A 24437-nucleotide genomic window follows, 5' to 3' on the forward strand; every position below is an offset into this window, starting at 1 on the left:
TTACGGTTCGGGTACGGTCGTCGCGCGTCCCGCGATGTGCAGCGCTCGCCCGTTCCGTCTCCGCTCCTACTGTCGGGACGACGAGGTCTCACGCCTCGCTTCGCTCAGCGTTCGCCCGCGCCGTGGTCCCGTAGGGACCACGCAGTCTGCATCGCCTCGGTGTTGTACGCCTCGCCGACGTTCCCGTCGCGGTCGAGGACAATGACGCCCGCGCCCTCGCCCGTCAACTCGGCAAGGTCGTCGACGGCGTGCTCGGCAGCGGTTTCCGCGTCGTCGCCATCCTCGAGGTAGCGCACAGCGCGCCGGGTGAGCGTCGTCTTCGCGATGGCCTCGCCCGCGCCCGTCGCGCTCGCGGCGCCCGCGGGCGCGGCGTAGAACCCCGAGCCGATTTGGGGGACGTCACCGACGCGGCCCGCGAGCGCGAACCACCGGCCGCCCGTCGACGTGGCGGCGGCGAAGTCTCCGCCATCGGTGGCCACCGCCCCGACTGTGTCGTGGTCTCGCGGGTCGCTCCGCTCACGGGTCGTCCCTCCCCGTTCGTCGTTCCGCGGCCTCTGGCCGCGGCGCTCCCCGCTTGCCCGGTCCGCGTCGCGCGGCGACGCGTGCCCCCCGAAATGTTCGCGTATCCAGTCGAGATGCGCCGACGGGGTGCCCTCGGGGTGGCTGTCGACGCCCTCCCAGCGCTCGCGGGAGTCGGCCGTCCAGAGGTCGACCTCCGTCTCGACGCCGACGTCCGCGGCGAAGTCGACCGCGTGGACGCCGTTCAGGAGAACGTGGGGCGTCTCCTCCATGACGTGACGCGCGACGGTGACGGCGTGCTCGACGCCGGGCATCGAGGCCGCGGCGCCGGCCGCCCGGTCGCTGGTCATGAGGCCGGCGTCGGTCCGGATGATGCCGTCGGACTGGACGGCGCTCCCGACGCCGGCGTTGAAGCGCTCGTCCGACTCGAGGACTCGGACGGCGGCCTCGACGGCGTCCACGGGGTCCGACTCGTCCGCGCCCGTTTCGGCGGCGTCGTCGAGCGTCGCCCGTCGCGCGTCCGGGTCGTCGGGCGCATCGCCCGCGCCGCCGTGTACGATGACTCGCATGGGTGTCGCGTCGCCGCGCGGGCGGTTAGGCGTGTGGGTTCGACACGCGAAACCGGCCGTAGGGCCGCCGTGAGTACGCACGACGACGACCAGATATATCGACGATTGACGTAGAGATGCGCGGAAACAGCAGTCCTTTTAGGCACCCGCCGGGAGATGCGAAACGAGATGAGCTACGAGTACGAGCAAGTCGAACTCCCCGACGAGGGGGAGAAGGTCACGTACGACGAGGACGCTGACGAACTCGTCGTCCCCGACAACCCCATCGTCCCCATCATCTACGGGGACGGTATCGGCAAGGACGTCGCGCCCGTCGCACAGCAGGTCCTCGACGCCGCCGCCGAGGCGACCGGCCGCGACATCAACTGGATGCGCGTCTACGCCGGCGAGTCCGGCCGGGAGAAGTACGACGAGAACCTCCCCGAGGACACGCTGAACGCCATCGAGGAGCACCGCGTCGCCATCAAGGGCCCGCTCACGACGCCGGTCGGCGCCGGCTTCCGCAGCCTGAACGTCGCGCTCCGCAAGCACTTCGACCTCTACGCGAACGTCCGCCCGACCTACTACCTCGACGGCGTCCCCTCCCCGGTCTCCGAGCCCGAGGAGATGGACATGGTCAACTTCCGTGAGAACACGGAGGACGTCTACGCCGGCATCGAGTGGGAGGCCGGCACCGAGGAAGTCGAGCAGGTCCGCGAGTTCGTCGAGGACGAGATGGGCTTCGACTCCACCATCCACGACGGTCCCGTCGGCATCGGCGTCAAGCCGATCACCGAGTACGGCACGAAGCGCCTCGTCCGTCAGGCTATCGAGTACGCCATCGAGAACGACCGTGACTCCGTCACGCTCGTCCACAAGGGCAACATCATGAAGTTCACCGAGGGGGCCTTCCGCGACTGGGGCTACGAGCTCGCGGAGGAGGAGTTCCCCGAGGAGACCATCGACGAGGACACCCTCTGGGAGGAGTACGACGGCGAGGCTCCCGAGGACAAGGTCGTCATCAAGGACCGCATCGCGGACAACATGCTCCAGCAGCTCCTCACGCGCACGACGAACTACGACGTGCTCGCGATGCCGAACCTCAACGGCGACTACCTCAGCGACGCCGCGGGCGCCCAGATCGGCGGCCTCGGCATCGCGCCCGGCGCCAACCTCGGCGACGGCCGCGTCCTCGCCGAGCCCGTCCACGGCTCCGCGCCCAAGCACGCCGGCAAGGACAAGGCGAACCCGACCGCGATGATCCTCTCCGGGAAGATTCTCCTCGAACAGCTCGGCTGGGAGGACGCCGCGGAACTCGTCCACGACGCCGTCGAGCAGCAGATTTCCGAGCACCGCGTCACCTACGACCTCGAGCGGCAGGTCGAGGGCGGCGTCAAGCTCGCCGCGTCCGAGTACGGCGAGGAGATCGTCGAGCGCATCGAGGACCTCGCCTAACGGCTCGGCCCTCTCCGCGGGAACTTCGTTCCCGCTCGCCGCCAGAATCGCCGGCAATCTGGCGACATCGACGAGCTGGCGTAAGCGAGCTTTCGGTACTGCCGGTCGACCACCGACTCTCCCGTTTTTTCTCGCGTTCCCGAGCGGCGGCGCTGCCCACCGGCTTCTTTGTTCGGGACGCACAAGGGCCACGTATGGCAGACGACGACCCGTTCGCGGACATCCCGGGTATCGAGGAGGACCTCGCGCGCGCCGAAGAACAGCTCTCCGTGCGCGTCGAGCGCCGCACGTACAACAAGCCGGTCACCATCGTCGAGGGGTTCGACGAGGAGGCCACCGACCTGCAGGACGTCGCGACGAAACTGAAAAAGAAGCTTGGTGCCGGCGGCACGGTCAGCGACGGCACCATCGAGATTCAGGGCGACCACGTCGACCGCGTCCCCGGTATTCTGGAGGACATGGGGTTCAACGTGGAGTAGGGGACGCGTACCCCGAGCGAGAGGCGGGCGGTGGGACGAGTTTATACCCGCGAAGCGGCGAACGTGCAGTATGTACGCCGTCGTCGGGTGTAGCGACTGCTCGATGCTCTGGGTGGTCGAGGACCGCCCGGAGCGAACGAAGTGCCCGCGCTGCGGGACGAGCAAGGCCCACGAGAAACGGAAGAAGTTCGTGACGACCGACGACCGGGAGCACGCCGCCGAGGTCCGGGCGTCGATGCTGGCGAACCGCTCGGGCTACGGCGAGGCGTTCGCGGAACTCGACTCCTACGCGGAGATGGAGACACAGGCCGCGGAGTCGGTGGTGGACGACGAGGAGTACCTGGAGGCGGCCGGTGTCGACGCGGACGAGGCGGCGGCCGCGGACGAGCGCGCGGCTTCCTCGGGGGGGTCCGTCTCGCGGAAGGAGCGCGTGAAGGAGGCGCTGCGCGAACTCGACTCGCCCACCGCGGACGACGTCGCGGCCTACTGCGAGGAGCACGGCATCTCGGAGTCGTACGCCCGGGACGCCCTCGAACGCCTCGCGCGCCGCGGGGAAGCCTCGGAGAGCCGCGGCGTCTACCGGTTGCTCTGAGCGCCGGAGCACCGCCAACAGTTTGTCGGATAGCGTACGATACCGTCGTACGGTCGACCGTGCGCCGAGCGTCCCGCTGCGCGTCGTCGCGGACACACTCTTCGTGGTCGACCTCACGGAGTGACGGTGCGCGTGAGCGCGCCGAGCAGCGTCGCGGCGAGGACGAGCACCGTCAACACGAGCTTCAGCACGCGGAGCGCGGTGACGCCGGGGACGTCGGCGAGCGGGGACTCGTCGGGTGGAGCGTCGACCATACGCTCAGAAGGGAGGGAGCCGAAATAAACACCGGCCAGACGCGCGGTGAAAGTGAAAGTGGACTTATCGGCCGAGTTCCGCATGGGCGCTGGAGAGGTGCCGAGAGGCGAGCGCGGCGAGCAGGGAGAGTTCGCCGGCGAGCGCGCCCGCCGCGATGACTTCCGCGAGTTCGTCGGCGTTCGACCCGGCGGGGTCGCCGCCGCCGCGAACGCCCAGAACGTCGAGGGCTTCGGCCTGCGTCGGGAGTTTCGTCCCGCCGCCGACGGTACCGACTTCGAGCGACGCGAGGTTGACCGAGGCGTAGAGTTCCTCCTCGCGGGCCTCGACGGTCGTGATGCAGTTCGAGCCTTCGACGACCTGCGCGGCGTCCTGCCCGGTCGCGAGGAAGACGGCGGCGACGACGTTCGCGGCGTGCGCATTGAAGCCGAGGCTGCCGGCTTTCGCGCTCCCGACGAGGTTCTTCCGGGTGTTCGCCTCCTCGATGCTCTCGGGCGTGGTGTCGAAGCGCTCCTCGACGACCTCGCGCGGGATGCGGACGTCCGCGGTGACGGTGCGCCCGCGACCCTCGACGGCGTTGATGGCGGCCGGCTTCTTGTCCGTGCAGAGGTTCCCGGAGAGCGCGACCAGCTCGGCGGGGGTCTCCGCCTCGACGAGTTCGCAGGCCTCGCCGGTGGCGATGGTCGCCATGTTCATCCCCATCGCGTCCGCGGTGTCGTAGGAGAAGCGGAGGTAGACGTTGTCGCCGACGACGTAGTGGGTGATCTCCTGGAGTTTGCCGTGGCTCGTCGTGGACTCGGCGGCCTCCTTGAGGTCCGCGAAGTGCTCGTCCACCCAGCGCGCGACCTCGGCGCCCTCGGTGACGTCCGCGACGCGGAAGACCGGCGCGCGCGTCATCCCGCGCTTCGTGACGCGGGCGTTCGCGCCGCCGGCCGCGGTGATGGCCGAACAGCCGCGGTTGACGGAGGCGACGAGCGCACCCTCCGTCGTGGCCATCGGGAGGTGGTACTCGTCAGTCGCGGCGTCGCCGTCGACGGCGAGCGGGCCCGCGATGCCGAGCGGGAGCTGTGTGCCGCCGACGAGGTTCTCGATGTTCGACTCCGCGCCCATCGGGTCGAAGGCGTAGTCGCCGGTGACGTCGAGGGCGGCACCCGTCTCGCGTTCGAGGAGGCGGCGGCGGGCGGCCGCGGCCGTCTCGGCGTCCGCGTGGTCTTCGAGTTCGTAGAGACGCAGTTCGCCGTCCTGCACCCGGTCGGCGAGTTCGTCGGCGTCGTGGTCGGTCATACCTCGACGTTCGCCGGAGAGGCCCTAACGGTTGTCCTTCGACCCGCCGTCGCACGCCGCGGCCGCGGGCCGTTCGCCGCCGACACACCGTATCGGTGCGTACTTCCCGGCGGCGGCGGAACTCCGAGTATGCGCCGCCTCGACCTCGCCACGGCGTTCCGCGCGATTCTCGGCTGGTTCATCGCCGCGCCGCTGGCGTTCGCGCTCGTCGGACTCGTCACGCCGCCCGACCCGGTCACGCAGCTCGTCTACGGCGTGCCGCTCGCGTTCGGCTGCGGGCTCGGCGGTGCGTACGCCGCGGTGCGCGCACGGGTCGAACCGCGGCGACTCGCGTGGGCGCTCGTGACCTTCTACCTCGTGTCGTTCGCCGCGCTCGTCGCCATCCAGACGGTGGCGGACGCGACCGTCGGGTGGATTCAGGGGCCGTGGGACGACGTTGCGTCGCTCGCCGTCGGCGCGCTCCTCGCCTACTGGGTCGGCTTCCGACGGCACTAGGGGGAGTCGCGACGAGTGGCCGGCAGCCCCTTCCGTCGCGACGCCGACCCGACGTGTATGGACGTCGCCGGCCGCGCGGAGCGCGCGTTCTTCTCGCTGGGGTTCGCCGTGCTGCTCGCGCTCCCGGCCGCGACGCTCACGCCCGGCCCTGCGCGGCCGTTCGGCTACTCGCGCACGCTCCTCGCAATCGCCTGCGTCGGTGCGCCGCTCGCCGCGGGGTTCGTCGCCATCGACGCCTCGACGCGACGCCTCTTCCGCGGCATCGCGGTGCTCGTCGCGGGCGCCACGCCGCTCGGCGTGCTCGTCCTCGTCGGCCTCCCCGTGGTCGGGTTCGGCGGGCCGGTCGCACACCTCGGCGCGCTCGCGACGGTCTGGGCGTTCACGTACGCCTTCGGCTGGCGCAACGGCTGGGCACACGTCGCCCCTCATCTCCCCGTGGTGACGGGCGAGCGCGTCCGCGCCTAGAAGAGCACCGGCGCGGGCCGCGGGTCCCGACACGTTCTTGCCGCCGCCGGACCCGCGTTGCGACATGAGCGCGGACGCGGACGTCGTCTTCGTCAACGGCGAGGTCCACACGCTTGGGGAACCGGACGAGACCTATGAGGCGCTCGCGGTGCGCGACGGCGAGGTCGCGCGCCTCGACTCCGACTACGAGGCCGAGTTCTCGGTCGGCGTCGAGACGGACGTCATCGACCTGGAGGGGCGCGTCCTCCTGCCGGGGTTCGTCGACGCCCACGTCCACATGACGACGACGGGGCGCTACCTCGTGGACGCGGACCTCCGCGACACCGACGACGTGGCAGACTGTCTTGACGCCCTCCGCGCGCACGCCGCCACGACCGACGGCTGGGTGCTCGGCTGGGGGTTCGACGAATCACAGTGGCCGGACGACCCGCCGACGCGCGACGACCTCGACGCCGTGAGCGAGGAGCGCCCGGTCGCGGCGGTGCGCGTCGACTTGCACACGGCCGTCCTGAACACGGTGGCACTCGACCGACTGGAGGACGCGATGCCCGACAGCGACGTCCACGGGGACGGACGCATCGTCGAGGACGCCGTGAAGGCGCTCTACGAGGCGGTCGAACCGGACGAGGCGGGGACGCGTGAACTCCTCGCGGCCGCCCAGCGCCACGCGAACGAGCGCGGCGTGACGGCCGTCCACGACATGGTGCGACGCTCGCACGCCCCCGCGGTCTACCGCGAGATGGCGGCCGACGGCGACCTCTCAGTGCGCGTGCGGCTGAACTACTGGGCGGACCACCTCGACGCGCTCGAAGAACTCGGCGCGCGCACGAACCACGGGAGCGAGTGGGTGGAGACGGGCGCGGTCAAGACGTTCACGGACGGCAGCCTCGGCGCGCGCACCGCGAAGCTCTCCGAGCCCTACGCCGACACCGGGGGCACGGGCCAGTGGGTGGTCGAACCCGACGAGCTACGCGACATCGTGCGCCGCGCGGACGAGGCCGGCCTCCAGGTGGCCGCGCACGCCATCGGCGACGAGGCCATCGAGGCGGTGCTGGACGCCTACGAGACGGAGACGCCCCACCCGAGCGAGCGCCGCCACCGCATCGAGCACGCCGAACTCGCGACGGACGACCAGATTGCGCGAATCGCCAACCTCGGCGTCGTCGCGTCGATGCAGCCGAACTTCCTCCAGTGGGCGGACGACGGCGGCCTCTACGCCGAGCGCCTCGGGGAGCACCGACGGCGGGAGACGAACCGCTTCCGGGCGTTCCGTGAGGCGGGCGCGCACCTCGCGTTCTCCAGCGACTCGATGCCGCTCGACCCGCTCCACGGCGTCGCCCTCGCCGTGGACCCGCCGACGGGCGAGGCGCTCTCGGTGACGGAGGCGCTGCGCGCGTACACCGCGGGCGGCGCGTACGCGGGGTTCGCGGAGGACGAACGCGGGACGCTCGCCGTCGGGTCGGACGCCGACCTCATCGTCCTAGAGAAGTCGCCGTGGGAGGCGGACGACGTCGCGGACGTCGACGTGGCGATGACGGTGGTAGACGGCGACGTCGTCTACGACGCCCGCTAACGCCCCGTATCTCTTTCCGGATGGCCCGCCTACGTGCTGTGTGAGCGCCGCCCCCGCCCTCCTCGTCGCCCTCGCGTTCGCCCTCGCCGTCGCGGGCGCCCTCCTGCTCTACGTGCTCGTCGAGACCGAGAGCGAGGAGGGCCCCGTGCGGGAGCGCGAGACGGCCGAAGCCGAGACGCGCGAGCGCGTCGAGCGCCGCCGACGCGACCGCCGCGACGACTGACACCCCTTGATTCTCCGAGACATCACCCAGTAGGAGAGGCGTCACTCGCAAGTCGCTCTTGAAGACAAATCTTTTTCACAGATAGCTCTGTACGCGACTAGCAAGACAGCCACCAGATATGGTCCAGATGGAGACGACAGAGGTCGACAGCGAACTGAGTCTGTTCAAATATGGGAACCTCGAAGCGCTCCCGTCCGACTACCGCGGGCTCTCAGAGGAAGAACGCACACAACGTATCGCGGCGGCGCGCGAGACGCTCGGCGACGACGTCCTCGTCCTCGGGCACAACTACCAGCGCCGCGAAATCGTCGAGCACGCCGACTACATCGGCGACTCCTACCAGTTGAGCGAGCACGCCGCCGACTCCGACGCCGAACACGTCGTCTTCTGCGGGGTGACGTTCATGGCGGAGAGCGCGGACCTCCTCACGGACGCCGACCAGACGGTCTACCTGCCGTCGATGGAGGCCTCCTGCCCGATGGCGGGGATGGCCGAAGCCCTCCAGGTCGACTCGGCGTGGGAGCGCATCACCGACGCCGTCGACGGCGACGCGATTCCCGTCACCTACATGAACTCCTACGCGGACCTGAAGGCGTTCTGCGCGGAGCACGGCGGTCTCGTCTGCACGTCCTCGAACGCCGACGACGCCTTCGAGTGGGCGCTCGACCGGGGCGAGACGGTGGTCTTCCTCCCGGACAAACACCTCGGGCGGAACACCGCGAACGCGATGGGACTCGGCGACGCCACCGTCGAGTTCGACCCGTGGGCCGACGAGTCGAGCGGTGACCTCGGCGACGCGGACGTCGTCCTCTGGGACGGCTACTGCCAGGTCCACGAGCGCTTCACGGCCGAGCACGTCGCCGACGCCCGCGACGCCCACCCGGACGCGACGGTCGTCGTCCACCCCGAGTGCCGGCCCGAGGTCGTCGCCGCCGCCGACGAGACGGGGAGCACGGCGACCATCCGGCGCACCGTCGAGGAGGCCGGCCCGGACGAGACAGTCGTCGTCGGCACCGAAATCCACCTCGTGAACCACCTCGACCGATGGCACGAGACGGACGTCGTCGCGCTCTGCGGCGACGCCTGCATGGACTGCAACGCGATGCGGCAGGTCGATCCGAACTACCTCACGTGGATCCTGGAGGAACTCGCCGCAGGTCGCGAGCACAACGTCGTCAGCGTCGACCCCGGCGTCGCCGCGAGCGCCGAAACCGCCCTCGACCGCATGCTCGAACTATGACGGACGTGCTCGTCCTCGGGAGCGGCATCGCGGGGTGTAGCGCGGCGCTCGCCGCCGCCGACGACGGCGCGAACGTCCTGCTCGCGACGAAGGCCGAGCGCCCCGAGGAGTCGACGACCCACTGGGCGCAGGGCGGCGTCGCCGTCGCGCGCGACGACCCCGAGGCGTTCGCCGCGGACATCGCGGACGCGGGCGACGGGCGCTGTGACCCGCACGCGGTCGACGTCCTCGTCGAGGAGGCCGACGACGCCGTCGAGGAGGTGCTCGTCGAGACGCTGGACGTGCCGTTCGCCGACGACTACGGCCGCGAGGCCGCCCACTCCGAGGCGCGCATCCGGCACGTCGGCGCGGAGACCGGCAAACACCTCCTCGCGCCGTTCCTCGCGCACCTCGACGACCACCCGAACGTCACGATACTGGAGGACACGGCGGCGCTCGAGTTGCTGACCGACGAGGGGCGCGTTCGTGGCGCGCTCCTTGACCGGAGCGACGGCACGCAGGACGCCGCGGTCGCCGACACCACCGTGCTCGCCACGGGCGGCGTCGGCGCGTGCTTCCCGCGCTCGACCAACCCCGACACCGCGACGGGCGACGGCCTCGCGATGGCCGCGCGCGCCGGCGCGGACGTCGCCGACCTCGCCTACGTCCAGTTCCATCCGACCGTGACGGTCGGCGAGAACCCCCTGCTCGTCAGCGAAGCGGTCCGCGGTGCCGGCGCCGTCCTCCGGAACGCCGACGGCGAGCGCTTCATGCTGGACGTCCACGACGACGCCGAACTCGCGCCCCGCGACGTCGTCGCGCGCGCCGTCGCCGACGAGCGTGAGCGCACCGGCGAGGTGTATCTCGACACGACGCCGCTCGACTTCCGCGCCGAGTTTCCGACCCTCCACGAGCGCGTCGTCGAGGCTGGCTTCGACCCCGATTCGATTCCGGTCGCGCCCGCCGAGCACTTCCTCTGCGGCGGCGTCGACGTCGACGACCGGGGCCGGACGAGCCTCGACAGACTCTACGCTGTCGGCGAAGTCGCCCGCACGGGCGTCCACGGCGCGAACCGCCTCGCCTCCACGAGCCTCCTCGAAGGCCTCGTCTGGGGCCGTCGTGCCGGAAGGGATGCCGCGAGTCGGTCGAGCGTCGCGGGCGAACCCGAGGTGCCGAGTCGCCCCGAGCGCGACCCCGCACTCCCCGACGGCTTCGTGGACGGGAAACTCGAGCGCCTGCACCGCGTGATGGCCGCGCACGTCGGCCTCCGGCGCGACCGCGAGAGCCTCCAGCGGGCGTGCGCGGCGCTCCGACGGCTGAAGGGCGAGACGGACGCCTACGCCCGGACGCGGCCCGCACGCGAGGTCGCCGAACTCCGGAACGCCGCGACGGTCGGCCTCCTCCTGGCGCGCGCCGCCCGCGAGGCGGAACCGGCCGGCTGTCACGCGCTGGAGGGTGTGCCGTGCCGGTGACGCGCGCGGACGCGGAGCGGTGGCTCCGCGAGGACCTCGGCCACGACGACGTGACGAACGACCTGCCGGGCACTTCGCGTGCGCGCCTCGTCGCGACGGAGTCCGGCGTCGTGGCCGGGCTCGAGGCCGCCGAGACGGTCTTCGACGTACTCGGTGTCCCCGTCGAGCGCGGCGTTCAGGTCGGCGAGCGCGTCGACGCGGGCGACGAGGTTCTCGCCGTCGAGGGGCCGACGCGCGCAGTGTTGCGTGGCGAGCGCGTCGCCACGAACCTCGTCGGGCACGCCTCGGGTATCGCCACGCGCACGCGCGAGGCCGTCGACGCCGCGCGCGAGGTGAGCGAGAACACGGAGATCGCGGCGACGCGCAAGACGACGCCCGGACTCCGGGGCGTCGAGAAGCGCGCGGTCCGCGCGGGCGGCGGGGACACCCACCGCCTCGACGCGAGCCACATGGTGATGGTGAAGGACAACCACATTGCCGCCTACGGGCTCGAAGACGCCATCGAGCGCTTCCGCGAGAACGCGTCGTTCGCGACGCGCATCGACGTCGAAGTCGAGTCCGTCGATGCGGCCGAGCGCGCCGCCGATGCCGGCGCCGACATCGTCCTCGTGGACAACGCGGCGCCCGAGACGGTCGGCGAGGCACGTGAGCGCCTCGATGCATCGGTGCTCGTGGAGGCGAGCGGTGGCATCGGTGTCGCGGACGTCGCCGAGTACGCCGCCGCGGGCGCGGATGTCGTCTCGATGGGGTCGCTGACGCACAGCACGCCGCCGCTTGACTGCTCGTTTCGCCTACTGGAGTAGGTCCTCGCCCGTCATTTCCTCCGGCTGGTCGAGGCCGGCGCGTGCGAGGAGCGTCGGCGCGATGTCGCGCAGAGTGCCCTCATCGCGGACCGCGGCACCACCGTCGTCGCCGTCCGGCGAGAGGTAGATGAACGGCACGGGGTTGTACGTGTGGGCGGTGTGGGGGTCCTCGCGGGTGCCCATGTCGTCGGCGTTCCCGTGGTCGGCGGTGATGTGGACGTGCGCGCCCGCCTCCTCGAGGGCGGGGACGAGGCGACCCACCTGCTCGTCGACGGCCTCGACGGCCTCGACGGCGGCCTCGAAGTCGCCGGTGTGTCCGACCATGTCCGCGTTCGCGTAGTTCAAGACGAGGAAGTCCGGGTCCTCCGCCTCGATGGTCTCGATGGCAATGTCCGTCACCTCGGGCGCGCTCATCGCCGGCGTCTCGTCGTACGTCGGGACGTCCGGGCTCTCGACGATTTTGCGCATCTCGCCGTCGAACTCCACCTCGCGCCCGCCGTTCAGGAAGTAGGTGACGTGGGCGTACTTCTCGGACTCCGCGATGCGTAACTGGGTCCGCCCGGCCTCCGCGACGACCTCGCCGAGCGTGTTCTGGGGCTCCCTCGGCGGGAACGCCACCGGCAGGTCGAACGTCTGGTCGTACTCGGTCATCGTCGAGACCCGAACCTCGGGCGGCTCGGTCTCGACGTCCCAGTCGTCCGGGCGGACGTCCGCGAGCATCCGGGTGAGTTGGCGCGCGCGGTCCGAGCGGAAGTTGAAGAACACGACCGAATCGCCGTCGCTGAGGCGGTCGCCACCCCGGACGACGGTCGGCTCGACGAACTCGTCGGTGTCGCCACGCTCGTAGGACTCCGTGACGGCCTCGACGGCCGAGTCGGCGCGGTGCTGGCCCTCGCGGTTCACGATGGCGTCGTAAGTCTGCTTCGTTCGCTCCCAGTTCTGGTCGCGGTCCATCGCGTAATACCGTCCGGAGACGGTGGCGATGTCGCCCGTGCCGTGGGTCTCGACGACTTCCTCCAAGGTCTGGAGGTAGCCCTCACCGCCATGTGGGGAGGTGTCCCGGCCGTCCGTAAAGGCGTGCGTCGTCGCCTCGACGCCGTAGTCGGCGGCGGCCTCGATGAGTGCGTGCAGGTGCTCGTGGTCGGAGTGGACGCCGCCGTCGGAGACGAGCCCCATGAAGTGGACGCGCCCGCCGTGCCGATCAGCGTACTCGAAGGCGCCGCGAATCGCGTCGTTCTCGCGGAGCTCGCCCGCCTCGATGGCGTCGTTGATGCGGGTGTACTCCTGCATGACGACCCGACCCGACCCGATGGTGAGGTGACCGACCTCGGAGTTACCCATCTGGCCCTCCGGGAGGCCGACGTCCCGGCCGTGGGTCGTCAGCGTCCCCGACGCGCCGATTTTCGTGTAACGGTCGACGTTCGGCGTCTCCGCGGCCTTCACCGCGTCCAACCGGTCGTGGTCGCCGAGTCCCCAGCCGTCCAGAATGACGAGTGCCGCTCGCATACCACACCCCTCGAAGCCGACGCCTAACTAGCCTTCGGGATGGTCGTTCACGGACGATTCGGAGGGTCGCACGTCCGGGAATCGAGGGGCATAGGCGTCCCCGCCGCGTCTCCTCGCGCATGTCGTGGGTGACGCTGTTCGTCGCGGGCCTCTTCGAGGTCGTCTGGGCGGTCGGGCTGGAGTACTCGGACGGGTTCTCGAAGCCCGTACCGACGGCCATCACCGTGGCGGCGCTCGTCGTCAGCATGGTGTTGTTGGCGCGTGCCGTCCAGAACCTCCCCATCGGCACTGCGTACGCCGTCTGGACGGGCATCGGCGCGGTCGGCACCGTCGTGCTCGGCGTCGTCCTCTTCGACGAACCGGTGACGCTCGCGCGCGTCGGCTTCCTCGCGCTCGTCGTCGTCGGTATCGTCGGCCTCAACCTCGTCTCGCACTAGCGCGCACCGTCGGCTTCAAGCGCGTCCGGCACCCTCCCCCGATATGACCCTCGACCCCGTCCACTTCGCGGGCATCCCCGACCTCGTCCGCGATGTGGGTGGCGACGTCGACGAAGCCGAACACCGCGCGGACGCCGAGGCCGTCTGGGAGACCTACTTCGACCCGCTCTACGACGACGGGGCGGTCCTCGAACCCCTCGACGAGCAGGGCCGCTACCTCGCGGACCTCACCGAGGCGGGCGCGAGCGACCCCGCCTTCGGTGCCGTCCACGGCCTCGACTCCGGCACCATCAACCCGCGCGCGTTCAAGAACGGCCTCGTCCTCGACGTCGCGCAGGCCGCGATGGGCGTCTCGCCCGGCGACACCGACACCCACCGCCACCGGACCGTCATCGCGACGATGCTTCGTCGCGACCGGACCGTCGAAACGCGCGAGTTCGACCCCGAGAACTGGCAGACGCAGGACGAGGGCTACTGGCGCGGGCAGGCCATCGACGCCCCGTACGTCGAGCGCAACGAGCGCGCCGTCGTCCACGCGCTCTCACTCTACCTCGCGGAGAGCGCGCACGCCCACGAGCACTTCGACGCCGTGGACGAGTTCCTCCTGCTCGACGGCCCGCTCTACCCGAAACTCGTGACGAACTGGCTCGACCAGAACGAGGAACTCGCGACGCTCCCCGCCGAGGACGGCCTGACGCGCCGCGTCATCGAGAACTACCTCGGCCTCGTCGAGGCGGGCGTCGAGTCGGACACCGTCGTCGGGGGCTTCGTGAAGAACGTCTCCTCGCGCGGCATCGTCCGCGCGCTCGACGGGAAGACCCACGCGCCGTGGCTCGACGACGCCGAACTCTTCGGCCAACTCTTGGAGCGCCGCGACGCCGACGGCGACCGGCAGACGGACGACCTCGCGTACACGAACTGGTTCCTCTCGCGAGTGGGCTACGACCGCGAGTTCTCCACGCTCGGCAGTCGCCTCGACCTCGACCTCGCGCTCGACCCCGAGGCCTACGAGGTCGCCTTCTGCGTGCTCTACGACCCCCGGACGGACACCGTCTACAAGGCCGAACTCCCGCGCGCGTTCGCCGCGGACGACGACGTCCGCGCGCGCGTCACCGACCAACTGGTGCGGGACGTCGCCGCCGCGAGCGGGCCGCCCGACGCCGTCGCTCGCGCGGACGAACTCGCACGCATCAGCAAGCGCGAGAAACGCCACCTCGTCGACGCGATGGCCGACGCGATGGACACCGAGCCACGCGAGGGCTACGACGTCGACCGGTGGGGAATCGAGGGTTAGTACTCGCGCTCGACCTCGATGTCGACGTCGGCCTCGTCGACGCCGATGCGGGCGAACTGGGTGCGGACGTGCTCGCGCGCCGCCGCGAGGGCCTGCTCGCGCGTGTCGAAGCCCCGCGGCATCGGCGACTCGAAGGCGACGTTGACGTCCTGTCCGTCGACCTTCTGGACGAGGCCGCCGCTCTCCACCTCGTAGAACTCGTCGCAGACCCAGACGTAGGGCGCCTGCTCGTCGGGCGCGCCCTTGAAGGAGGGGGCGTCCTCGCCGCGCTCGTACACCGTACCAGTGAGAGTGGTGCCCGCCGCAGAGCCCCGAACGAGTAACATACCTCCCGGTACGCCGTCGGCGGGGAAAAGCCGTGCGGCGGACCCCGAGAGACGAAAAGACGTTTAGGGGCTCGTGGTGTTCCGAGTGACATGACCGACAGCGACCTCGGCGACTTCTCCGAGTTCGGCGGCGACGCGGACGACGGGGACGCGGGCGACGGCGTCGCCGCGGACGCGGACGCCGACGTCGAGACGGCGGACACCGACGCGGCGAGCGAGGAGTTCGAGCGCGTCGAGTACGAGGGCGGGTCGGGCGCCGGTCTCGGCGTCCTCGCCGTCTCCGAGGGCCTGCGCATCGGCGAGCGGGAGGACGAGACGCGCCTGCGCGCGTACGTCACGAGCGCGAACCGCTCGAACGTCCGCTTGGGGCGGTATCTCGTCGCACCCTACCCGGACGGCGAGTCGCTGTTCTGCCGCATCGTCGGCCTCGAGTACGACCAGCGCTTCCACGGCGACGACGCGAACGAGATTCACGCCCGGCGCGCGATGCAGGGCGGCGGCATCGACGAGGACGACTTCCGCTTCATCGCGGACCTCGACCCCGTCAGCGTCCTCTACCGTGACGACGGCGAGCTGAAACGCCGGATGCCCGACCGCGTCCCGAAACCCGAGACCGTCGTCCGCGAGGCCGACGACACCGAGGAAATCAAGACCGCGCTGAAGATTCCCGACTCGGGGGTGTTCCTCGGGCACCTCGCGGTCGGCGGCGAGAAGGTGCGCACCGGCGCGACCCCGCCCACCATCGACTACCGCGTGAAGGACGACTACACCACCGGCGACCCGCTCGCGTTCCGCCACACGCTCGTCGCCGGCGGCACCGGGTCCGGGAAGACCCACACCGCGAAGAACGTCCTCCGGCAGTACCTCAGCGAGGACCGGAGCTACCCCGTAGAGGCGGGGAGCGACCGGGAGGTGCAGGCCGCCGTCGTCCAGTTCGACCCGCAGGACGAGTACGCCCAGATGCACGACGACAACCCGGAGGCGACGCGGGAGGACGAACGCCGCTGGGAGCGCGAGGGTATCGCGCACGGCGGCCACGACGACACCGTCGCGTTCGTCCCGAAGGTCGGGGGCGCCACCTACACCGCCGCCCACCACGGCGCCGACCAGGTGCCGTTCACCGTGCCGTTCAGCATGGTGCGCAGTCGGCCGTGGCTCGCGGCCTCCGCCGGCCTCAACGACAACCAGTACGGCGCGCTCCAACTCCTCCTGAAGCGCTTCTTCGACCAGTACGGCGACTCGGGCACCTACGCGGAGTTCTGTTCGTTCCTTGATGACCCCGCGCTGAAGGAGGAACTCGACGAGTCCGGGCGGGTGCACGAAGCCACCTACGAGGCCGTCTTCCGACGTGTTCGGGGCATGCCGGACGGCGTCTTCGACCAGGACGCCCGCCCCATCACCGAGTTGGTCCGCGAGTTCGTCAAGCCCGGGCGGCTCTCCGTCGTCCCCACCTACCACGTCTCGAACTCCCGGGCGACCGAGACGGTGGTGCTCGCGCTCGCCTCGTTGCTCGTCGACGAGAAACTGTCGAGCGACCCGCGCTACCCCCGCATCGCGGAGACGCCGCTCGTCGTCGGGATGGACGAGGCGCACAACTTCCTCGCGGACGCCGACACCGTCCAGGCGCGCCACGTCGTCTCGAAGTTCACCGAGGCCGCCAAGCAAGGTCGAAAGGAACGCCTCGGCCTCTTCCTCATCACGCAGGACCCGCAGGACGTCGCGGAGAGCGTCTTCAAGCAAATCAACACGAAGGTCGTGCTCAACCTCGGCGACGAGGACGCAATCAAGAGCGTCAACATCCCCACGAGCCTCGCCGAGAAAGTCCCCTACATGGAGACCGGCCAGATGGTCGTCTACTCGCCCGACAACTCCGAGCCCGTCGAGTTGCTCGGCCTCCCGACCTGTCTCACCCGCCACGGCCGCGACTAGGCCGGCATAACGTTTTCCGAGGTCGCGACCGTAGGGTGAGACGTCCGTGGGAGGTGAGGCAGATGGAGCCCGTGCCACAGTATCCCTCGGACGAACCCGAACGCGAGTACGGCGCGCCCGACCTGAACGAGATACGCGAACGCATCCTCCGCGACCGAGACGAGCGCTGAGACGGTCGGGGCGTCGTCGCGGAAGTCCGCATTTCTCTTCGCGACGACGAACGCGGGCCACGGACGTGCGCCTCGACACGCGAAGTCGCAGGATTCGCCGCTTCCCGGCCCCCACGTTTTTCCTGTAGCCGGCAGAACCCCCGGACATGACGCGAATCCTCGTACCCATCGACGGCTCGGAGCAGTCCACGGACGCCCTCGAATACGCCCTCGAGGAGTTCCAGAGCGACGACATCACCGTCATCCACGTCATCGACCCCATCGAGGCCGGCTACACTGCCCAGGCCACCGTCCCCGGCTACTCCGAGGAGTGGTACGAGCAGGCCGAAGCGGAAGCCGAGAGCCTCTTCGAGCAGGCGCAGGACCTCGCGGACGAGTACGACGTCGCCCTCGACACCGTCACCGAAGTCGGACGTCCCTCCCGCACCGTCGTCAACTACGCCGACGAGAACGACTACGACCACATCGTCATGGGGAGCCACGGCCGCTCCGGCGTCTCCCGCATCCTCCTCGGGAGCGTCGCCGAGAACGTCGTCCGGCGCTCGCCCGTCCCCGTCACCATCGTCCGCTAAGCTCGCGCACGCGTCGCTCGACGCGCGTCGAGTGGGAGGGTAAACGTGCCTTCCGTACACGCAACGCTGTCGTTCGCATCGTCCACGTGACCGGCAGTCAGTAGCCACTGTATGGCCACCGGCGACGCGCTCGCGCCCGTCGTGCTGGTCGCCTCCGGCGTCCTCAGTGCCGTCGCCGGCTACTGGCTCCGCGAGACGGCACGCGCCAGCGTCGAAGTACGCGCCGCCCGCGCCGACGGCCTCGCCGTGCTACTCGTGGGCGTCGCCACTGTCCTCCTGGGCGTCGCGCTCCTCGTCCTCCCGACGGCACCACGGGGCTGGCTCCTCGCCGTCGGTCCTTACGTCGCCGTCTGTCTCGCCGTCGCCGTCTGGTTCCGACGGCGGCTCGCGGCCGAGTGAGTACGCGTACGGTGCCGACAGCGAATCCCGACGTATGGCCCGTGAGTACGACAAGCTCGTCCGCGACGCGATACCCACGGTGTCGAGGAGTACGACGAGAGCGGCAACGCCGACGAACTCGCGGACGCTTCGCTGACGCCGTCGTCCTCGAACGCGTGGAGGAGGAGACGAGCGACGCGAAACGACACGAACCACGGCAGTAGCGTCCGGGCACGAGCGGGTCGTTAGACCCCGGAAGTGCCGCGATTCACAGCGCGCTCCGCGCGCTGCCGACGAGCGACTGGAAGGACGAGGAGAGCTTTTGCCAGAGCGCCCGGAGGGCGCTCCCGGCAAGAGGTCGTCTAGAAGATGTTCGCCTGCCGGTAGACCGAGATGCCGTTGCTCGTAATCTCGTAGGGCTTGGTTTCGCGGGAGTGGTTGGCGTCGCGTATCTTCTGAATCTCGACGGCGAGGCGGGTCTCCCGGAAGTCCTCGGGGCGGACGTAGCGGAGGACGACGACGCCGTCGGTGAGGTACTCGATGATGCCGTGCCGGGAGGCGAAGGGGTTGCCCTCAGAGGCTTCGCTAGTGAGGAGGGTGGTGACGCCGGCGTTCTTGAGCGCTTTCGTGAAGTCGTAGATTTCGGTACGGCGGACCGCCTGGTCGTCGTACATCATCTCCAGGAGGGAGACGGAGTCGAGGACGAGGCGGTCGGCGCCGAACTCCTCGATGAGGTGGGGGAGTTCGCTGCGGATGCTCGAGAGGGAGTTCGCCATCTCGACGGGGTCGAGGTCGACGATGGCGAGCTGGTCGTTCTCGACGTACTCCTCGAAGGGCCAGCCCTTCTCGGCGGCGCTCTGGACGATGCGTTCGTAGGACTCCTCTAAGGTGATGAAGACGCCCTTCTCGCCGTTCTGGACGGCTTGTTCGAGGAACTGGAGGCCGAACGTCGTCTTCCCAGTGCCGGCGCCGCCGATGGTGACGAGGAGGCTGCGCTCCGGAATACCCCCTTGCACCATGTTGTCGAGGCCTTCGACGCCGAACTCGATGCGCGGGATGTTGGACTCGAACTCCTCCTCTTCGAACTCGTCGGCGCTGCCACCGCCCCCGACGTCGCCGAAGCCGAACTCGCTGGGGTCCGGTTCCCCGCCGCCGAAGCCGAAATCACCGGCGTCAGATTCCTCGTCGCCGTCCGGCGCGCCGTCGAAAGCGTCCTCGAACCACTCGTCGTCGCCACTGTCGTCACCGGCCACGGTGCGACCCCCCGGTCGTCACACGACCCTGCGTCATAGTGGATACTGACAGTTCCCGACGGCAAGAAGGTTCCCCCGACGATGTGTGCCTTTTTGGGGGAGGGCGTCGTCGTCCGGGACATGCGCGTCGGTATCGTCGCTCAGCGAGGGAACGCCCGTGCGGCCTACCTCGGGGCGGACGTCGGGGAGATGCTCGCCGAGGAGGGCGTCGAAGTGTGGTACGACACGGAGACAGCGGACGCCATCGACGAACCGGGGACGCCGGTCGAGGAGTTCGACCAGTGCGACCTCGTGGTGAGCATCGGCGGCGACGGGACGTTCCTCTTCGCGGCCCGTGGCGCGGAGTCGACGCCGATTCTCGGCGTGAACCTCGGCGAAGTCGGCTTCCTGAACGCCGTCGCGCCGGACGACGCGGTGGCGGCGGTCCGCGAGGAACTCGAACGGTTCCGCGAGACGGGCGCGGTCCGCGCCCGCGAAGTCCCGCGCGTGCAGGCGGAGGGCGGCCAGGAGTGGTCGCTGACGCCGGCGCTGAACGAGGTCGTCGTGCAGGGCCCCGAGCGCGGTCACGGACAGGGCATCGAGATGGAGGTCCGCGTGAACGGCTCGCTCTACACGGCCGGGCACGCGGACGGCGTCCTCGTCGCGACGCCGACGGGCTCGACGGCGTACAACATGAGCGAGCGCGGCCCGCTCGTCCAACCTGGCGTGCAGGGGTTCGTCCTGAACGACATGTGTGCGACGGACACGATGCCGCCGCTGATGGTGCCGCTGGACGCCGAAATCACGGTGCGCGTCGACGGCGCGGACGAAGTCGTCGTCTCCTCGGACGGCGCGAGCCGCTATCACGTCGAAATCCCCGAGATCATCACGCTGACCCGCGCGGAGGAGCCCGCGCGGGTCGCCGGCCCGGAGAGCGACTTCTTCCAGGCGCTGAACAAGCTCGAATAAGAGGACAAACGCTAACCGGCCGCTCTCCGAAGGGCGTCCAATGGCGAAGGACCGACAGCTACCGGACGTGCAGGCTTCAGCGCCGGACGTCTCGGTCGGGTTGAGTCACGTCGGGGTCACGGGCGTCGAGAAACTCGTCACCCTGGAGCGCGAGGAGAAGCGACCGCTCGTGTTGACCGCGGAGTTCGAGGTGTACGTCGACCTGCCCCGCGAGCGCAAGGGCATCGACATGAGTCGGAACATGGAGGTCATCGACGAGACGCTCCAGTCCGCCGTCGACGAGCCCGCCTATCAGGTCGAGGACGTCTGCGGGGAGGCCGCCGACCGCCTGCTCGCGAAACACGACTACACCTCACAGGCCATCGTCTCGATGGAGGCCACCTACATGACGCGCGAGGAGACGCCCGAATCCGAGCGCCCGACGCAGGGCACCATCGACATCGTGGCGTCCGCGACGGCGCGCGAGGGCGAGGCGACGCGCGAGGAAGTCGGCGCGCGCGTCACCGGGATGACGGTCTGTCCGTGCAGCCAGCAGATGATGTCCGCGCGCGCCGCGGAGAAACTCGACGACCTCGGCGTCGACCCCGACGCCGTGAAGGCGTTCCTTCAGGAGGTGCCCCAAGCCGGCCACTCCCAGCGCGGACACGCGACGCTCACCGTCGAGACCGAGGGGACGCCCAGTGTGAACCTGATGGACCTCGCGGACATCGCGAAGGAGTCGATGAGCGCGCGCATCTACAACCTCGCGAAGCGGCCGGACGAGGACCACATGACCTACGAGGCGCACGCGAACGCCCGCTTCGTCGAGGACTGCGTGCGCTCGATGGCTGAGCAGGTCGTCGAAGCCTACGACGACCTGCCGGCGGACACCGTCGTGACGATGCGCCAGTCGAACGACGAGTCCATCCACCAGCACAACGCCCACGCCGAGCGCGTCGCGGAACTCGGCCAACTGCGCGAGGAAGTACGAGACTAGGCGTGGAGTCGCTCGGCCTCCGCCCACCCGCGCTCGAACTCGGTCCGGATTTGCGCGGCGAACGACGGGTCGGTGAGGTCGACGAGCGCGAACGTCTCGTCGGGCGCGATGGGGTTCGGGAGGCCGACGCAGACTTCGGCGTCGTCAATGAGCGTGACGTCGCCGTAGACGGCGTCGCCGACGCGCAACTCGAACCCATCGTACTCGTCGAGTTCCGTGACGACCCGGTCGTCCACGACGTCGTCGGGGAGTGACGCGACGAGGTCCGGCGAGAGCAACACCGTCACGTTGACGCCGCGCTCGAGCGCGTCGGTGAGGTGGTCGGCGATGCGCGTCGAGGCCGCCCGGACATCGAACGTCCCCGAGAGCGATCCGGAGACGACGTGGAGCGAGTCCTCGGCGGCGTCCACGCGTTCGAGGAGGAGGTCGAGGGTGTCCTCGGCGCCGACCTCGGCCGTCCAGAACCCCTCCGCGGGCTCCGGCGGCCCGTCCAGGTCCCGGACGAGCGTGTCGACGACCTGCTCGTACTGCTCGGCTTCCTCGCGGAGTTCGCGCTTTCGCTGGTCCAGCAGGCGGTCGAGCGCCGTCTCCGGGTCAACGGCGACGTACTTCTTCGGGCGACTCGCCGCCTGCGAGCGCACGAGATGCTGGGACTCGATGCTGCCCAGCACGTCGTAGATGCGGCCCATCGGCACGCCGCTCGTCTCCGACAACTCCTTCGCGGTTGCAGGGCCGATGTCGAGGAGCGAGCGGTAGGCCCGCGACTCGTAGTCCGAGAGGCCGAGGTCCGTGAGGTCCGCCATACGTGGTGTTGCCCGTGTACGCGGATAAACCCACCGTGAGTTTAGAAGAGGCGGGTGCCTGGGCTCGGCCGGGCCGTCTCAAGCGTGCTCGGCGACGAGGGACGCGAGCACCTCGGGGTCCTCAGCGGGCCCGTGCAGGTCGCCGTTCACGAGGACGAACGCCGCGCCGTCCTCGACGCCCGCGGCCCGCGGGACGACGACCTTCTCGTGGTCGGCAACGCGGAGCGCCGCGCGGTGGAGGTCGGAGCCGACGTCGTCGCCGACGCGAATCGTCAGCGGGCGCTCGACGACGCGCGAGGCGGCCGCGGCGTAGTCCGCGACCTGCACGCCCATCCGGTCGGCCGCGCCCGCGAACGCACCGACCGCGTTCCGCGCCGCCTCCCGGTAGGCGTCCTCCTCGGTGAGTTCCGCGAGGTCGACGAGCGCGTGCGCCATCGTCGCGTTGTCGTCGATGGGGTGGAGGGGTTTCTCGAGCAGGCCGACGTCCTCCACGGGGCCGTCGAGGAACGCGTCCTCCTGCAGGGTCTCGATTGCGTACTCGGCCGTCTCGATGGCCGTCTCGACGTACTCGGGGTCGGCGATTTGCGCGCCCCGGGCGAACGCGCGCGCGACCGCCGCGTGGTCGGTCAGGAGGCCTGCGGGCGCGTCCGGGTCGTCGTAGCGCGCCACCGCGCCGTCCTCGCCGACGAGCGTCTCGGCGAGGTAGTCGAGCGTGCGCTCGGCGTACCGCATCGCCGTCTCGTCGTCCGTGTAGGCCGCGTGGACGAGGAGGGCGTCCGCGGCGCGCGCGTTCTTCTCCGCGTACGCCGTCTCGTCGATGCCGGGTTCGTCCGCCTCGTCGCGCTCGGAGGGCGGGCGCTGGAAGTACTCGCCGGGGTGTTGGCTCCCGCCGAACGCCTCGCCCGTCCAGAGCGTCGACGTCAGGAAGTCGACGGCGTTCGACGCCGGGCCGCCGTAGGTGTCCCGGCCCGTGTAGAGGTAGGCGTTCGCGAACGCGCGCAGGAGGCCCGCGTTCGTCTCCAGCAGTTTCTCGCGCTGCGGGTCACTCCAGTCCCGGGCGTGCGCGAAGCGGTAGAAGCCCCCGTCGTAGTCGTCCGCGAGGTTGCGGTCGATTGCTTCGAGGGTGCGGAGGGCCTGCTGGCGCTCGCGCTTCAGCGCGAACTCGACGGTTCGGGGAAGCGGGAACTTCTCGTTCGTCGCCCACCCGCCGAAGCGCTCGTCGTACTGTTCGCCGAGCTGGCCGGCGACGAGCTGCTCGATCTCGTGTGTGACCGCGCCCGCCGGCGGCTCCTGCCCGCGGAGCGCGCGCGGGACGCGCCCGGCGTCGGTGCCCTTCTCCTCCCACGTCTCGCGCACGCGGTCGAGGACGCCTCGGAAACTCGCCGTCTCGAGGTACGTCGCGCCCGCGATGAGCTCGCCGTCCGGCGTCAGGAACACCGTCGACGGGAAGCCGCCCATGTTGTAACGCTCGCGCACGCGAGGGTGGCGGTCCGCGTCCGCCCGCACCGGCACGAACTCCTCGTTGACGTTCGCCGCGTTGCGCGGCTCGGAGAACGCCGCCTCGTCCATCTCCCGGCAGCGCGCCGACCACGACGCGACCAGCGAGAGCAGGACCGGCTTCCCCGCGTCCGCCGCTTCCGCGAACGCCTCGCGGCCCCACGGCCGCCACTCGACCTTCGTCCGTTCCGCGGATTCGTCCATACACCGTCTCGTCGCGGCGGGTGGGAAAGCGCTTCGGAGGCGGCGGCACGCGAACGCACGACGTGACGCCGGCGTGGCGGCGCGCGACGCCTCGAAAAGCCCATAACCCGCCGCCGGCCTAGTTCGAGTCGAGATGGCCAAGCGCCTCATCGCGGGACTCCTGCTCATCCCGCTCTTCGACGCGCTGTTGCTCGTCGCCTCCAGCGCGTTCCTCGACTGGCGGCTCATCGTCGCGCTCGTCGTGCTCACCGGGCTCCTCGGGATGCTCGCGGTGCGCGCCGAAGGGCGACATACCCTGCGACGCATCCAGCGCTCGCTCGCCCGCGGCGACCCGCCGACGGACGAACTCGTCGACGGCGGCCTCCTTATCGCCGCCGGCGCGTTCCTCCTCACGCCCGGGTTCGTCACCGACGCCGTCGGGTTCCTGCTCGTCTTCCCGCCGACCCGCCACGTCATCCGCCGCGTCGTCAAGAAGTACTACGTCGTCCCGCGGATGGACGAGTGGACCGGTGGCTTCGCCACCGGGAACGTCTACACGTTCGGCTTCCCGAGCGACGACGGGGGCGACCGTGGCATGGGGTCTATGACCGGCAGCGGCGGCCCCGGGCCCGGCGGGTCGGGCAGCAGCGACGGCGACACCGTCGACCTCGGCGAAGACGCCTACGACGTCCACTTCGACGAGGACGACTCCGACGATACGCGCTCCGGGACGTGAGAACGAATGTCGCAGTTCGGTCGAAAAGAAACTCTTAACCGTACCACCCG

26 protein-coding genes are annotated in these 24437 nt (G+C 70.2%); 18 read left to right on the forward strand and 8 right to left on the reverse strand.

Translation table 11 applies throughout. The annotated features are described in order from the left end of the window. Positions 1-104: 104 nt before the first annotated feature. Positions 105-1088 carry an isoaspartyl peptidase/L-asparaginase gene (locus ACQUS8_RS09310; RefSeq protein ID WP_435099997.1) on the reverse strand — a complete coding sequence of 328 codons (984 nt, stop codon included), beginning with the start codon at positions 1086-1088 and terminating at the stop codon, positions 105-107. A 168-nt stretch (positions 1089-1256) separates the two neighbouring features. On the opposite strand from ACQUS8_RS09310, the gene icd reads away from it, so the two are divergent. From icd to ACQUS8_RS09325, 3 genes are all read left to right on the forward strand, one after another. Continuing rightward, positions 1257-2522, forward strand: coding sequence for an isocitrate dehydrogenase (NADP(+)) (icd, locus tag ACQUS8_RS09315; protein ID WP_435100000.1), 1266 nt, complete (start codon positions 1257-1259; stop codon positions 2520-2522). Between the two features lie 194 nt (positions 2523-2716). Further along, positions 2717-3001, forward strand: coding sequence for a translation initiation factor (locus ACQUS8_RS09320; RefSeq protein WP_435100003.1), 285 nt, complete (start codon positions 2717-2719; stop codon positions 2999-3001). Between the two features lie 70 nt (positions 3002-3071). After that, entirely contained in the window at positions 3072-3593 is a 522-nt protein-coding gene (locus tag ACQUS8_RS09325) for a DUF5817 domain-containing protein (protein ID WP_435100006.1), read from the forward strand. A 113-nt stretch (positions 3594-3706) separates the two neighbouring features. Here the strand turns inward: ACQUS8_RS09325 and ACQUS8_RS09330 are convergent, their stop codons facing one another. Both ACQUS8_RS09330 and hmgA read right to left on the reverse strand, forming a co-directional pair. Beyond that, on the reverse strand, positions 3707-3847 hold the full coding sequence (locus tag ACQUS8_RS09330) for a hypothetical protein (RefSeq protein WP_435100009.1): 141 nt from the start codon (positions 3845-3847) through the stop codon (positions 3707-3709). Between the two features lie 64 nt (positions 3848-3911). Then, a complete protein-coding gene (hmgA, locus tag ACQUS8_RS09335) occupies positions 3912-5129 on the reverse strand; it encodes a hydroxymethylglutaryl-CoA reductase (NADPH) (RefSeq protein WP_435100012.1) in 1218 nt (405 codons plus the stop codon). A 129-nt stretch (positions 5130-5258) separates the two neighbouring features. On the opposite strand from hmgA, the gene ACQUS8_RS09340 reads away from it, so the two are divergent. From ACQUS8_RS09340 to nadC, 7 genes are all read left to right on the forward strand, one after another. Next, the gene (locus ACQUS8_RS09340; RefSeq protein WP_435100015.1) at positions 5259-5624 is read left to right on the forward strand and encodes a hypothetical protein; all 366 of its coding nucleotides are present in this window, start codon (positions 5259-5261) and stop codon (positions 5622-5624) included. A 57-nt stretch (positions 5625-5681) separates the two neighbouring features. Next, complete coding sequence (locus tag ACQUS8_RS09345) at positions 5682-6089, forward strand: hypothetical protein (protein ID WP_435100018.1); 408 nt, start codon at positions 5682-5684, stop codon at positions 6087-6089. Between the two features lie 64 nt (positions 6090-6153). Further along, a complete protein-coding gene (locus ACQUS8_RS09350) occupies positions 6154-7662 on the forward strand; it encodes an amidohydrolase (RefSeq protein WP_435100021.1) in 1509 nt (502 codons plus the stop codon). Between the two features lie 40 nt (positions 7663-7702). Beyond that, positions 7703-7885, forward strand: coding sequence for a hypothetical protein (locus ACQUS8_RS09355; protein ID WP_435100024.1), 183 nt, complete (start codon positions 7703-7705; stop codon positions 7883-7885). 127 nt (positions 7886-8012) lie between these two features. Beyond that, positions 8013-9125, forward strand: a complete 1113-nt coding sequence (nadA, locus tag ACQUS8_RS09360) for a quinolinate synthase NadA (protein WP_435100027.1) — start codon at positions 8013-8015, stop codon at positions 9123-9125. Then, on the forward strand, positions 9122-10576 hold the full coding sequence (locus tag ACQUS8_RS09365) for an L-aspartate oxidase (RefSeq protein WP_435100030.1): 1455 nt from the start codon (positions 9122-9124) through the stop codon (positions 10574-10576). The genes nadA and ACQUS8_RS09365 overlap by 4 nt, the downstream gene beginning before the upstream one ends. After that, positions 10567-11379: a carboxylating nicotinate-nucleotide diphosphorylase gene (gene nadC / locus ACQUS8_RS09370; RefSeq protein ID WP_435100033.1), complete on the forward strand. Its 813-nt coding sequence runs from the start codon at positions 10567-10569 to the stop codon at positions 11377-11379. The genes ACQUS8_RS09365 and nadC overlap by 10 nt, the downstream gene beginning before the upstream one ends. On the opposite strand, the gene gpmI is transcribed toward nadC, so the two are convergent. Then, positions 11368-12885, reverse strand: coding sequence for a 2,3-bisphosphoglycerate-independent phosphoglycerate mutase (gene gpmI / locus ACQUS8_RS09375; RefSeq protein WP_435100036.1), 1518 nt, complete (start codon positions 12883-12885; stop codon positions 11368-11370). The two genes, nadC and gpmI, sit on opposite strands and share 12 nt — an antisense overlap. A gap of 119 nt (positions 12886-13004) precedes the next feature. On the opposite strand from gpmI, the gene sugE reads away from it, so the two are divergent. Together sugE and ACQUS8_RS09385 are read left to right on the forward strand one after the other, a co-directional pair. Next, on the forward strand, positions 13005-13322 hold the full coding sequence (gene sugE, locus ACQUS8_RS09380) for a quaternary ammonium compound efflux SMR transporter SugE (protein WP_435100039.1): 318 nt from the start codon (positions 13005-13007) through the stop codon (positions 13320-13322). A 43-nt stretch (positions 13323-13365) separates the two neighbouring features. After that, on the forward strand, positions 13366-14616 hold the full coding sequence (locus tag ACQUS8_RS09385) for a DNA double-strand break repair nuclease NurA (RefSeq protein WP_435100042.1): 1251 nt from the start codon (positions 13366-13368) through the stop codon (positions 14614-14616). Here ACQUS8_RS09385 and ACQUS8_RS09390 read toward each other — a convergent pair. Next, the gene (locus tag ACQUS8_RS09390; RefSeq protein ID WP_435100045.1) at positions 14613-14942 is read right to left on the reverse strand and encodes a DUF7113 family protein; all 330 of its coding nucleotides are present in this window, start codon (positions 14940-14942) and stop codon (positions 14613-14615) included. The genes ACQUS8_RS09385 and ACQUS8_RS09390 overlap by 4 nt on opposite strands. A gap of 90 nt (positions 14943-15032) precedes the next feature. On the opposite strand from ACQUS8_RS09390, the gene ACQUS8_RS09395 reads away from it, so the two are divergent. The 3 genes from ACQUS8_RS09395 to ACQUS8_RS09405 all read left to right on the forward strand — a co-directional run bounded on the left by ACQUS8_RS09395 (position 15033) and on the right by ACQUS8_RS09405 (position 18012). Continuing rightward, a complete protein-coding gene (locus ACQUS8_RS09395) occupies positions 15033-16871 on the forward strand; it encodes an ATP-binding protein (RefSeq protein WP_435100048.1) in 1839 nt (612 codons plus the stop codon). A 316-nt stretch (positions 16872-17187) separates the two neighbouring features. After that, entirely contained in the window at positions 17188-17613 is a 426-nt protein-coding gene (locus tag ACQUS8_RS09400) for a universal stress protein (RefSeq protein ID WP_435100051.1), read from the forward strand. A 111-nt stretch (positions 17614-17724) separates the two neighbouring features. After that, positions 17725-18012 (forward strand): hypothetical protein, encoded by a 288-nt coding sequence (locus ACQUS8_RS09405; RefSeq protein WP_435100054.1) that lies wholly within the window; start codon positions 17725-17727, stop codon positions 18010-18012. Positions 18013-18353: 341 nt separating this feature from the next. Here ACQUS8_RS09405 and ACQUS8_RS09410 read toward each other — a convergent pair whose 3' ends face one another. Then, positions 18354-19244, reverse strand: a complete 891-nt coding sequence (locus tag ACQUS8_RS09410) for a KaiC domain-containing protein (protein ID WP_435100057.1) — start codon at positions 19242-19244, stop codon at positions 18354-18356. A gap of 120 nt (positions 19245-19364) precedes the next feature. On the opposite strand from ACQUS8_RS09410, the gene ACQUS8_RS09415 reads away from it, so the two are divergent. Both ACQUS8_RS09415 and mptA read left to right on the forward strand, forming a co-directional pair. Next, entirely contained in the window at positions 19365-20192 is an 828-nt protein-coding gene (locus tag ACQUS8_RS09415; RefSeq protein WP_435100060.1) for an NAD(+)/NADH kinase, read from the forward strand. Positions 20193-20232: 40 nt separating this feature from the next. Further along, the gene (mptA, locus tag ACQUS8_RS09420; protein WP_435100063.1) at positions 20233-21168 is read left to right on the forward strand and encodes a GTP cyclohydrolase MptA; all 936 of its coding nucleotides are present in this window, start codon (positions 20233-20235) and stop codon (positions 21166-21168) included. Here mptA and ACQUS8_RS09425 read toward each other — a convergent pair. Together ACQUS8_RS09425 and ACQUS8_RS09430 are read right to left on the reverse strand one after the other, a co-directional pair. Further along, positions 21165-21971, reverse strand: a complete 807-nt coding sequence (locus ACQUS8_RS09425; RefSeq protein WP_435100066.1) for a TrmB family transcriptional regulator — start codon at positions 21969-21971, stop codon at positions 21165-21167. The genes mptA and ACQUS8_RS09425 overlap by 4 nt on opposite strands. A 78-nt stretch (positions 21972-22049) precedes the next feature. Continuing rightward, entirely contained in the window at positions 22050-23672 is a 1623-nt protein-coding gene (locus tag ACQUS8_RS09430) for a DUF255 domain-containing protein (protein ID WP_435100069.1), read from the reverse strand. Positions 23673-23805: 133 nt separating this feature from the next. On the opposite strand from ACQUS8_RS09430, the gene ACQUS8_RS09435 reads away from it, so the two are divergent. Beyond that, entirely contained in the window at positions 23806-24387 is a 582-nt protein-coding gene (locus tag ACQUS8_RS09435; RefSeq protein ID WP_435100072.1) for an FxsA family protein, read from the forward strand. The last annotated feature ends 50 nt before the right edge of the window (positions 24388-24437 follow it).

Source organism: Halarchaeum sp. P4, from assembly GCF_051195175.1.
Classification (GTDB): Archaea; Halobacteriota; Halobacteria; order Halobacteriales; family Halobacteriaceae; genus Halarchaeum.

Excerpts from the sequence above, each read along its gene's own strand:
- ACQUS8_RS09310 (WP_435099997.1), bottom strand. The coding sequence starts at position 1,088 with ATGCGAGTCATCGTACACGGCGGCGCGGGCGATGCGCCCGACGACCCG.
- icd (WP_435100000.1), top strand. The coding sequence starts at position 1,257 with ATGAGCTACGAGTACGAGCAAGTCGAACTCCCCGACGAGGGGGAGAAG.
- ACQUS8_RS09320 (WP_435100003.1), top strand. The coding sequence starts at position 2,717 with ATGGCAGACGACGACCCGTTCGCGGACATCCCGGGTATCGAGGAGGAC.
- ACQUS8_RS09325 (WP_435100006.1), top strand. The coding sequence starts at position 3,072 with ATGTACGCCGTCGTCGGGTGTAGCGACTGCTCGATGCTCTGGGTGGTC.
- ACQUS8_RS09330 (WP_435100009.1), bottom strand. The coding sequence starts at position 3,847 with ATGGTCGACGCTCCACCCGACGAGTCCCCGCTCGCCGACGTCCCCGGC.
- hmgA (WP_435100012.1), bottom strand. The coding sequence starts at position 5,129 with ATGACCGACCACGACGCCGACGAACTCGCCGACCGGGTGCAGGACGGC.
- ACQUS8_RS09340 (WP_435100015.1), top strand. The coding sequence starts at position 5,259 with ATGCGCCGCCTCGACCTCGCCACGGCGTTCCGCGCGATTCTCGGCTGG.
- ACQUS8_RS09345 (WP_435100018.1), top strand. The coding sequence starts at position 5,682 with ATGGACGTCGCCGGCCGCGCGGAGCGCGCGTTCTTCTCGCTGGGGTTC.
- ACQUS8_RS09350 (WP_435100021.1), top strand. The coding sequence starts at position 6,154 with ATGAGCGCGGACGCGGACGTCGTCTTCGTCAACGGCGAGGTCCACACG.
- nadA (WP_435100027.1), top strand. The coding sequence starts at position 8,013 with ATGGAGACGACAGAGGTCGACAGCGAACTGAGTCTGTTCAAATATGGG.
- ACQUS8_RS09365 (WP_435100030.1), top strand. The coding sequence starts at position 9,122 with ATGACGGACGTGCTCGTCCTCGGGAGCGGCATCGCGGGGTGTAGCGCG.
- gpmI (WP_435100036.1), bottom strand. The coding sequence starts at position 12,885 with ATGCGAGCGGCACTCGTCATTCTGGACGGCTGGGGACTCGGCGACCAC.
- sugE (WP_435100039.1), top strand. The coding sequence starts at position 13,005 with ATGTCGTGGGTGACGCTGTTCGTCGCGGGCCTCTTCGAGGTCGTCTGG.
- ACQUS8_RS09385 (WP_435100042.1), top strand. The coding sequence starts at position 13,366 with ATGACCCTCGACCCCGTCCACTTCGCGGGCATCCCCGACCTCGTCCGC.
- ACQUS8_RS09390 (WP_435100045.1), bottom strand. The coding sequence starts at position 14,942 with ATGTTACTCGTTCGGGGCTCTGCGGCGGGCACCACTCTCACTGGTACG.
- ACQUS8_RS09395 (WP_435100048.1), top strand. The coding sequence starts at position 15,033 with ATGACCGACAGCGACCTCGGCGACTTCTCCGAGTTCGGCGGCGACGCG.
- ACQUS8_RS09400 (WP_435100051.1), top strand. The coding sequence starts at position 17,188 with ATGACGCGAATCCTCGTACCCATCGACGGCTCGGAGCAGTCCACGGAC.
- ACQUS8_RS09405 (WP_435100054.1), top strand. The coding sequence starts at position 17,725 with ATGGCCACCGGCGACGCGCTCGCGCCCGTCGTGCTGGTCGCCTCCGGC.
- ACQUS8_RS09415 (WP_435100060.1), top strand. The coding sequence starts at position 19,365 with ATGCGCGTCGGTATCGTCGCTCAGCGAGGGAACGCCCGTGCGGCCTAC.
- mptA (WP_435100063.1), top strand. The coding sequence starts at position 20,233 with ATGGCGAAGGACCGACAGCTACCGGACGTGCAGGCTTCAGCGCCGGAC.
- ACQUS8_RS09425 (WP_435100066.1), bottom strand. The coding sequence starts at position 21,971 with ATGGCGGACCTCACGGACCTCGGCCTCTCGGACTACGAGTCGCGGGCC.
- ACQUS8_RS09430 (WP_435100069.1), bottom strand. The coding sequence starts at position 23,672 with ATGGACGAATCCGCGGAACGGACGAAGGTCGAGTGGCGGCCGTGGGGC.
- ACQUS8_RS09435 (WP_435100072.1), top strand. The coding sequence starts at position 23,806 with ATGGCCAAGCGCCTCATCGCGGGACTCCTGCTCATCCCGCTCTTCGAC.